Genomic DNA, 679 nt, shown 5'->3' with positions numbered 1-679 from the left:
CCATGTAAAAGCCGCCACTCATGGGAACCTCAAAATCGCGCAGGCGCACCTGAACAATGCGCTCACCCGTTTTATGCGTGTCGCCGCACGTAGAAAAACCCAGATTAATTTTCGAACGGCTGTAGAGCCTAATCATATCGGTATCCGAGAGAATCCCACCAATAATTGGGGCAGGTAATTCTACCTTGCTCGCAGTCGCAGAATACACATCGCATCCCGCAGCTTGCGGTTCAAAGGAACGTCGCAGACGCTGCGCTGCCGCCTGCCACCCTGCAGGCGTTAACAACTTTCGCCCAATCCGCAAAGCTCTCTGCAACTGGTTCGACCCCAGTCGCCCCTGGCCGTCTTCGCTATAGTTTTGCCAACCGAAACCCCACACCCGCACATTGGCTCCGCGGTCGAAGAGATACTTAATATACGCCGGACGATCCCCATACGCTTGCCCGACGAAAGTAACATCGAACTCCACCGGAAGGTCATATGGCTTATAAATAGTGGGGTTAGCGGCTTCCTGGCAGTAGATCGGACGGGCCCCCATCGCCTCGTAATCTTTAATGCGAAGTTTCTCCGGCACCAGGCACCAATCGTAATGGGGCGAGATTTCGGAGACAAGGTGTAGCTGATACGACCCGTTGCAGTACCAGTTAACGGCCGTAATACCCATGGCGCGAATCTCATC

Annotated in this window: 1 protein-coding gene; it reads right to left on the bottom strand. The window is 54.2% G+C overall.

The features are described 5' to 3' along the window. Nucleotides 1-679 (bottom strand): CgeB family protein (locus COY37_RS02700; RefSeq protein ID WP_286975954.1); only part of this gene is annotated, 679 nt, incomplete at both ends.

This window comes from Candidatus Aquicultor secundus, from assembly GCF_002791875.1.
Lineage (GTDB): Bacteria > Actinomycetota > Aquicultoria > Aquicultorales > Aquicultoraceae > Aquicultor_A > Aquicultor_A secundus.
The sequence above is the reverse complement of the archived record's forward strand: the minus strand, read 5'-3'. Positions and strand labels throughout refer to the sequence as shown.